This is a genomic window from Micrococcus sp. KRD012 (genome assembly GCF_017168555.1).
GTDB lineage: Bacteria > Actinomycetota > Actinomycetes > Actinomycetales > Micrococcaceae > Micrococcus > Micrococcus luteus.
Genome location: NZ_JABFBB010000019.1, coordinates 81319 through 89528, shown reverse-complemented (window position 1 = coordinate 89528; position 8210 = coordinate 81319). Strand labels below are relative to the sequence as shown.

At 74.1% G+C, this 8210-nt stretch carries 10 protein-coding genes; 7 read left to right on the top strand and 3 right to left on the bottom strand.

What is annotated here, in order from left to right; all coding sequences use genetic code 11:
- From J1M37_RS11550 to J1M37_RS08125, 3 genes are all read right to left on the bottom strand, one after another.
- A partial coding sequence (locus J1M37_RS11550) for a DUF3000 family protein (protein ID WP_241250948.1) occupies nt 1-221 on the bottom strand: 221 nt, incomplete at its 3' end.
- A 75-nt stretch (nt 222-296) separates the two neighbouring features.
- Nucleotides 297-734: a peptide-methionine (R)-S-oxide reductase MsrB gene (msrB, locus tag J1M37_RS08130; protein WP_070708529.1), complete on the bottom strand. Its 438-nt coding sequence runs from the start codon at nt 732-734 to the stop codon at nt 297-299.
- The gene (locus J1M37_RS08125; RefSeq protein WP_241250947.1) at nt 707-1435 is read right to left on the bottom strand and encodes a hypothetical protein; all 729 of its coding nucleotides are present in this window, start codon (nt 1433-1435) and stop codon (nt 707-709) included. Before J1M37_RS08125 ends, msrB begins: the two co-directional genes overlap by 28 nt.
- 99 nt (nt 1436-1534) lie before the next feature.
- Between J1M37_RS08125 and J1M37_RS08120 the strand changes: the two genes are divergently transcribed.
- The 7 genes from J1M37_RS08120 to secF all read left to right on the top strand — a co-directional run bounded on the left by J1M37_RS08120 (nt 1535) and on the right by secF (nt 8143).
- The gene (locus J1M37_RS08120; protein WP_036317934.1) at nt 1535-2296 is read left to right on the top strand and encodes a YebC/PmpR family DNA-binding transcriptional regulator; all 762 of its coding nucleotides are present in this window, start codon (nt 1535-1537) and stop codon (nt 2294-2296) included.
- Between the two features lie 47 nt (nt 2297-2343).
- Nucleotides 2344-2979 carry a crossover junction endodeoxyribonuclease RuvC gene (ruvC, locus tag J1M37_RS08115; protein ID WP_036317938.1) on the top strand — a complete coding sequence of 212 codons (636 nt, stop codon included), beginning with the start codon at nt 2344-2346 and terminating at the stop codon, nt 2977-2979.
- Between the two features lie 80 nt (nt 2980-3059).
- Nucleotides 3060-3704 (top strand): Holliday junction branch migration protein RuvA, encoded by a 645-nt coding sequence (gene ruvA, locus J1M37_RS08110; protein WP_036317942.1) that lies wholly within the window; start codon nt 3060-3062, stop codon nt 3702-3704.
- Complete coding sequence (gene ruvB / locus J1M37_RS08105; protein ID WP_036317944.1) at nt 3701-4723, top strand: Holliday junction branch migration DNA helicase RuvB; 1023 nt, start codon at nt 3701-3703, stop codon at nt 4721-4723. Before ruvA ends, ruvB begins: the two co-directional genes overlap by 4 nt.
- Nucleotides 4724-4783: 60 nt before the next feature.
- A complete protein-coding gene (locus J1M37_RS08100; RefSeq protein WP_036317946.1) occupies nt 4784-5215 on the top strand; it encodes a preprotein translocase subunit YajC in 432 nt (143 codons plus the stop codon).
- Between the two features lie 70 nt (nt 5216-5285).
- Nucleotides 5286-7106 carry a protein translocase subunit SecD gene (gene secD, locus J1M37_RS08095; protein ID WP_036317949.1) on the top strand — a complete coding sequence of 607 codons (1821 nt, stop codon included), beginning with the start codon at nt 5286-5288 and terminating at the stop codon, nt 7104-7106.
- Entirely contained in the window at nt 7103-8143 is a 1041-nt protein-coding gene (secF, locus tag J1M37_RS08090) for a protein translocase subunit SecF (protein ID WP_036317952.1), read from the top strand. Before secD ends, secF begins: the two co-directional genes overlap by 4 nt.
- The last annotated feature ends 67 nt before the right edge of the window (nt 8144-8210 follow it).

Below are 8210 nucleotides of genomic sequence, written 5' to 3'. Positions count from 1 at the left end.
AGCACGCCGCCGGTCGCGCCCGGCCCGTCGCACACGTCGGCGGCGAGGGCGACGGCGAAGGGCGCCTGCCCCTCGGGTGCCGGGATCTCCCGCAGCCGCACCTCGGTCCGTGGCCGCGCATCGCGCAGGTCCGCCAGGGCACGCCGGAACACCCCCGGCGGCACGGGCGCCTCGACCGCCCCGGGGGCGGCGGAGAGGCGACGGGGCCCGATCACGCTCATGCCCGTCAGCCTAGGCTGCGGGGCCCAGCGGGCCGCGGGGGCGCGCCGTGGACGCCACGGCGCTCCCGCACCGGATCAGCGCGCCCCGTCCGGGGCCGCCGCGTCGTCGGCGGGGGCCAGGCGCAGCGAGATCGAGTTGATGCAGTAGCGCAGGTCCGTGGGGGTGTCATAGCCCTCGCCCGCGAAGACGTGACCCATGTGGGAGCCGCACGCCGCGCACCGCACCTCGATCCGCTCCATGCCCAGGGTGGTGTCCTTCAGGTACTCCACCCGGTCCTCCGCGAGCGGTGCGAAGAACGAGGGCCAGCCGCAGTGCGCGTCGAACTTCTCGTCCGAGCGGAACAGCTCGGATCCGCACGCCCGGCACGCGTACACGCCCTTCACGTGCGAGTCCCAGTACTCGCCCGTGAAGGGCCGTTCCGTGCCGGCCCGGCGCAGCACCTGGAACTCCTCGGGCGTGAGCCGTCGGGCCCACTCCTCGTCCGTCAGGCGGGCGCCGCCCGGGGCGGCCAGGGTCTGCTCGGGAGCGGGGACGTCCCGCGCGGGGTCGGGGGTTCCCCGTGCCCCGCCTCGGCGGCCGCCCCCGCCGCCGCGGCCAGGTCGTCCTCGCTCAGACCGGCCAGGCGCTCGCGGTCCGTGACGAGCACGGCGCGGGCGGCGGTGTCCGCGACGAGGCGGCGCGTGTAGGCGGCCGAGAGGGACGCCAGCTCCGTGTTGATCCCGCGCAGCTCCTCGCGCGCGGCCTCGTCCAGGTCCGCCCCCGCCAGGGAGAGGCGCAGGCGCAGCGTCTCCAGCAGGCGGGCGTCCTCGCCCGTGAGGCCGCCGTCGTCGATCGAAGCGGCGCGCGCCGCCAGCCGCGGGTCCAGCAGGATCGCGTCCTCGTGGGCCGCGAGCTCGGGGGAGAGCTCCTCGGCCAGGGCCTGCCGCGCATCCGTGCCGTCCGAGCCGACGAGCGTGAAGAACATCGCGGCGGAGCGGCGCAGCAGCTGGCCGGACAGCTCGAGCGCACGGACGGTGTTCTCGAAGGTCGGCGCCGTGGCCGCCCCGAGGATCTGGTCGACCTCGGCGCGCTGGGCCGCCATCCCCGCGCGCACGGCCTCGGCCAGCTGCGCGTCGGAGACGGCGGAGAAGTCGGGCAGCCCGTAGGGCAGGTCGGAGGGGGTCGCCAGCGGGTGGTCGGCGGGCAGGACGGAGGGCGCGGAGGTGTGGGTCATGGGCGCGAGTGTAGTCAGCCGTGATCCGCGCCACCCCACCGGGCGTCGCTAGACTGGGCGGTCGAGCCAGCAGACGAGATCCAGACCTGAGGAGGCGTGATGGCAGGACATTCCAAGTGGGCGACCACCAAGCACAAGAAGGCCGTCATCGACGCGCGGCGCGCCAAGGCGTTCGCGAAGTACATCAAGAACATCGAGGTCGCGGCACGTGCCGGCGGACCCGACGTCGCCGGCAACCCCGCCCTCGACCTGGCCGTGTCCAAGGCCAAGAAGGCCTCGGTGCCCAACGACAACATCGACCGCGCCGTCAAGCGCGGCGCCGGCCTCACCGGCGAGGTCATCGACTACGCCGAGATCATGTACGAGGTCCGCGGCCCCCAGGGCTCGGCGCTGCTGGTCGAGTGCCTGACCGACAACAAGAACCGCGCCGCCGCGGACGTGCGCGCGGCCGTCACCCGCAACGGCGGCACCATGGCCGACTCCGGCTCCGTCTCCTTCCTCTTCGAGCGCAAGGGCCTCGTGCGCCTGCCCGCCGAGGGCAACACCGAGGACGGCCTGCTCGAGGCCGTGCTCGAGGGCGGCGCCGACGCCGAGGAGGTCGTCGTCTCCGGCGACTCCTTCGAGATCCTCTCGGACCCCTCCGACCTGCAGTCCGTGGCCAAGGCCCTCGACGAGGCGGGCGTGGAGTACGAGTCCGACGAGCTCGAGTTCGTCCCCACCATGAAGGTGGACCTGGACGCGTCGGGCGCCCGCACCTTCCTCAAGCTGGCCGATGCCCTCGAGGACCTCGACGACGTCCAGAACGTCTTCTCGAACGTGGACATCGCCCCCGAGGTCCTCGCCGAGCTCGACGAGGACTGATCGCGCTGAGCGCGCGCCGGCCCGCCGACGTCGTCCGGATCCTCGGGGTGGACCCGGGGCTCACCCGCTGCGGGATCGCCGTGGTGGACGTGGACGCGCGACGGCGGGCCGCGCTCGTCCACGTCGAGGTCACGGGCACCCCGCCCACCGCCCCCCTGGACCAGCGCCTCCTGCGCATCGACGAGGCCGTCTCCGCGGTCCTCGCCGCGCACCGGCCCGATCGCGCCGCCGTCGAGCGCATGTTCGCGAACACGAACACGCCGACCGTGCTGGGCACGGCCCAGGCCGCGGGCGTGGCGATCGCCGCGGCCGCGCGCGCCGGCGTCCCCGTGGGCCTGCACACCCCCTCCGAGGTCAAGGCCGCCGTCACCGGACACGGCGATGCGGGCAAGGAGCAGGTCACCACGATGGTCACCCGGATCCTCCGCCTCGACGCCCCGCCGCGCCCGGCCGACGCGGCCGACGCCCTCGCCTTGGCCATCGCCCACGGCTGGCGCGGCACCGCCCTCGGCGCGGCCGCCGGCCAGACCGGCCTCGACACCGCGGACCTCGCCTCCCGGGCGGGGCGCTCGCAGTTCGCCGCCAAGGCGCCCGCGCGCGCCCGCCCGCGGGGCCAGCTCACCGCCGCGCAGCGGGCCTGGCTCGACGCCGAGCGCTCGGCGGGCGGCGGGCGACGCCGGTAGGCCGCTGCCGGGCCGGCGTTCGATGATATGTTCGAATCCGCGCCGACCGGCGTCCGTCCGTCCCGACAGGAGGGCCCCTCATGATCGCCTCGCTCAGCGGCACCGTCGAGCACGTGGCCCTCGACCGGGCGGTCATCGCCGTCGGCGGCCTGGGTGTGCAGTTCTCCGCCACCCCGCAGACGCTGGCCACCCTGCACGAGGGCCGGCCGGGGGCGGTGCAGACCCACCTCGTGGTCAAGGAGGACGCCCTGACCCTCTACGGCTTCGCGGACCGCGACGAGCGCGAGGTGTTCGAGGTGCTCATCACGGCCAACGGCGTGGGTCCCCGCCTCGCCCTGGCGATCCTCTCCGTCCACCACCCCGAGACCGTGCGCCGGGCGGTCACCGAGGAGGACGAGAAGACCCTCACCCGCGTGCCCGGCATCGGGCCGAAGATGGCGCGCAAGATCATCGTCGAGCTCTCCGGCCGCCTCGCGCCCACCGGGGAGCCGGTGCCCGAGGCGGAGGCCGAGGCGAGCGCCGAGCCGACCGTCGAGGCGCTCTGGCACGCCGACGTCGTGCAGGCGATGGCCGGCCTGGGCTGGTCCGAGAAGGAGGCGCTCAAGGCCGTCGAGGCCACCGTGGCGGCCCGCCCGGAGCTGGACGAGGGCCGCGACGTCGCCGCGCTGCTGCGTGCCACCCTGCGCGACGTCGGCATGGCCGGCTCTGTGCGAGGCGGGCGATGAGCGCGGAGTCCTCGCCGCTGTCCGCGGCGGCCGTCGACCCGGAGGAGCGTCGGCTCGAGGCCGCGCTGCGCCCCAAGCACCTGGACGAGTTCGTGGGCCAGATGCGCGTGCGCGAGCAGCTGGACCTCATGCTCGCCTCCGCCCGGCTGCGCGACCGCGCCGCGGACCACGTCCTGCTCTCCGGTCCGCCCGGGCTCGGCAAGACCACGCTGGCGATGATCGTGGCCGCGGAGATGAACGCCCCCCTGCGGCTGTCCTCCGGCCCCGCGATCCAGCATGCGGGCGACCTCGCGGCCATCCTGTCCTCGCTCACCGAGGGCGAGGTGCTCTTCCTCGACGAGATCCACCGGATGTCCCGCCCGGCCGAGGAGATGCTCTACATGGCCATGGAGGACTTCCGGGTGGACATCGTGGTGGGCAAGGGCGCCGGCGCCACCTCGATCCCGCTCGAGCTGCCGCCCTTCACGCTCGTCGGCGCCACCACGCGGGCCGGCCTCCTGCCGGGGCCGCTGCGCGACCGCTTCGGCTTCACGGGCCATCTGGACTTCTACACCGAGGTGGAGCTCGAGCGCGTCCTGCGCCGCTCCGCCCTGCTGCTGGACATGCGGCTGGCCACGGAGGGGTACCGGCAGATCGCCCGGCGCTCGCGCGGCACCCCGCGCATCGCCAACCGCTTGCTGCGCCGCGTGCGGGACTGGGCGCTCGTGAAGGGGCTGGCCGAGGTCGGCGCGCACGACGCCGCCGCCGCCCTGGACATGTACGAGGTCGACGGGCGCGGCCTGGACCGGCTCGACCGGTCCGTGCTCACGGCCCTGTGCACCACGTTCGGCGGCGGGCCCGTGGGGCTCAGCACGCTGGCCACCGCCGTGGGGGAGGAGGCCGAGACCGTGGAGACCGTGGCCGAGCCCTTCCTCATCCGCGAGGGCATGGTGGCGCGGACCCCCCGTGGCCGCGTCGCGCTGCCGGGGGCCTGGGAGCACCTGGGCCTCGCCGCTCCGGAGGCCACGCCGGGGCCGTGACGCCCAGGGCGGGCCCCTACACTGGACAGGCCCGCCCACCCCGAGCATCAGGAGTCCCCCATGCCCGTCGCCACCGCCGCGACCCTGCCCGTGATCGCCCAGCAGGCCCAGGGGGGTGGCGGCAGCCTGCTCATGCTCATCGCCTTCGCCCTGCTCGCGGTGATGCTCTTCCTCTCCTTCCGCAAGGGCAAGAAGATGCAGCAGCAGCAGGCGCAGATGCGCAGCACCCTCGCCCCAGGCGTCGAGGTCATGACGGGCGCCGGCATCTTCGGCACCGTCGTGGCCGTGGACACCGAGGGCCAGCGGGTGACGCTGGAGACCGCCCCGGGCACCCGCATGGACGTGCACCTGCAGGGCGTCACCACCGTCGTGGAGCCGGAGACGGCCGCCGCGCCCACCACGGACCCGTCGCGTCTGGATGACGCCCCCGGCACCGAGTACCGCGCCGACGACGCCGACGACCCGCGTCCGCGCCGCGACGACCTGGCCTGAGGCCCACCCACCCCTGCACACGCGGCCCCGCCTGGCGGGGCCGCTCGAATGTGACGGAAGCACCTGAGCAATGGCGAAGAGAACACCCACCGGCTCCGCCGGGCGCACCCTGGCCTGGCTGGCCGCCCTCCTCGTGGTCCTGGCCGCGATCCTCGGCGGGGGCGTGGCCTCCGGCGCGGCCTCCTGGGCTCCCAAGCTCGCCCTCGACCTCGAGGGCGGCACGCAGATGGTGCTGGCCCCCCAGACCTCGACGGGCGAGTCCGTCACCCCCGAGCAGCTGGACCAGGCCGTGGAGATCATCCGCCAGCGTGTGGACGGCTCCGGCGTGGCCGAGGCGGAGGTCGCCACGCAGGGCTCCCAGAACGTGGTCGTCTCCCTGCCCGGGGTCCCGGACGAGGAGACCCGCCGCCTGATCCAGGCGTCCGCGGACATGCAGTTCCGCCCCGTGCTGCAGTCCGGCCCGGGGGAGGCCACCCCCGAGGACCAGCGCCTGCCAGAAGACCAGCTGCCGAAGCCCGACGGGGAGCCGGCGGACGCCTACGACCCGAACTGGGTCACCCCGGCCCTGCTGGCCGAGTTCCAGGCCACGGACTGCACCGCCCCGCGGGACCCGGCCGCGCCCCCGCCGCCGTCCGACCGGGCGATCGTCGCCTGCCAGCCCTCCGAGGAGCTCGCCGACGGCGCCGTCACGCCGGCCCAGAAGTACATCCTGGGCCCCGTGGTCATCCCGGGCACCCAGATCAAGGGCGCGTCCAACGGCATGGCCCAGGCCCAGGGCGGCGTCTCCACCAACCAGTGGGTCGTCAACATCGAGTTCGACGAGGAGGGCACCAAGGCCTTCACGGAGGTCACCCAGAAGCTCACCCCGTACCCCGAGGGCGACCCGCGCAAGCAGTTCGCGATCCTGCTGGACGGGGACGTGATCTCCGCGCCGCAGTCCAACGTGGTCATCACCAACGGCAGCGCGCAGATCAGCGGCCCCACCCTGAACGAGCAGACGACGGCGCAGTTGGCCGAGCAGCTCAACTACGGCTCCCTGCCGATCTCCTTCTCGATCGAGTCCGAGCAGCAGATCTCCGCCACGCTCGGCCGGGACCAGCTCTTCTGGGGCCTGATCGCCGGCCTGATCGGCCTCGGCCTCGTGGCCGTGTACCAGTTCTTCCAGTATCGGGCCCTGGGCCTGCTGACCTTCGCCTCGATCATCGTGGCGGGCGTGCTGACGTGGCTGACCATCGCGATCCTGGGCTGGACGGACAACTACCGCCTGTCCCTCGCGGGCATCGCCGGGCTCATCGTGGCGATCGGTCTGACGGCGGACTCGTTCATCGTCTACTTCGAACGCATCAAGGACGAGCTGCGCGCGGGCCACACCGTGCCCGTCGCCGTGCACGAGGGCTGGAAGCGCGCCCGGCGGACGATCACCGCGTCCAAGGCCGTGAACCTGCTGGCCGCCGTCGTGCTGTACTTCGTGGCCGTCGGCAACGTGCGCGGCTTCGCGTTCACCCTCGGCCTCACCGCGATCGCCGACCTGATCGTGGTGTTCATGTTCACCCACCCGCTCATGGTGCTGTTGGCCCAGACCCGCTTCGTGGGCGAGGGACACCCGATGTCCGGACTGGACCCGTCGCTGCTGGGCGGGCCGTCCCTGTATCAGGGCGCCGGCCGCTTCCGCGAGCCCGCCCACGCCCCCCGCACCGGGCTCCCGGCGGAGGACTCCGACGAGCCGGCTGACGCGGCGGCCGCCGACGCCCCGCGCCCGCTCGTCGCGACGGGCGCCCCCCGCGCGGGCTCGTCCGCCCGGGGGGGCGGCCGCCGCTCGCGCACCGCGCCGCCCATGACGATCGCCGAGCGACGCCGCGCCGAGCGACGCCGCCAGGAGGAGGACCAGTGAACCGCTTCGCCGACTGGGGCAACGCCCTCTACTCGGGCCGCATCTCCTACCCGTTCATCCAGCGCTGGCGGCGGTGGTTCGCCCTCGCCGCCCTGCTGCTCGTCCTCGCCGGCGGCCTGACCGCCCTCCGCGGTGGCTTCAACCTCGGCATCGAGTTCCGGGGCGGCTCCGAGTTCACCGTCTCGCAGACGGCCTCCACCGACGTGGCCGCGGGCGAGCGCGCCGTGACCGACGTGCTGGCCGACGGCCACGCCACCGTCACGAACGTCGCCCCGGGCACCGTGCGCGTCCAGACCGAGCAGCTCGACGACGCCCAGACCCGAGCCGTGGCCGCGAACCTGCAGGAGGCCTACGGCGTCGGCCAGGACCAGGTGACCTCGACCTTCGTGGGGCCGACCTGGGGCGCCGCGGTGTCGCAGCAGGCCCTGATCGGCCTGGTGATCTTCGTGGTGCTCGTGACCCTGTTCATGGCCGTGTACTTCCGCACCTGGAAGATGTCCCTGGCCGCCGTGCTCGGCATGCTCTACGTGGTCGCGCTGACCGCCGGCATCTACGGCGCCACCGGCTTCGAGATCACGCCGTCGGCCATCATCGGCTTCCTCACGATCCTGTCGTACGCGCTCTACGACACCGTGGTGGTCTTCGACAAGATCCGCGAGAACACGATCGGGGCCGAGGAGGACCCGGAGCGCTCCTTCGTCGAGAACGTGAACCTCGCGGTGAACCAGACGCTCGTCCGGTCCATCACGACCTCCGTCGTCGGCATCCTGCCGGTCGGCTCGATCCTGTTCATCGGCGCGGGGCTGCTCGGTGCCGGCACGCTGCGGGACATCGCGCTCGCGCTGTTCGTGGGCATCATCGTGGGCACCCTGTCCACCCTGTTCCTCCAGGCGCCGCTGTACGCCCTGCTGCGCCGCAACGACCCGGACGTGCGCGACCACGACGCCCGGGCCGCGGCCCGCGCCGCCCGGGAGCGTGCCTCAGAGGCGGTCACCGATCCCGACGTCGCCCCCTGGGACGACGGCGCGCGACTCTGACGGAGCCGCTGCGGCCCCGGTGGTCTTCCTGGGGCGGGGTGGGACGGGCGCGGGTAGACTCGCCGAT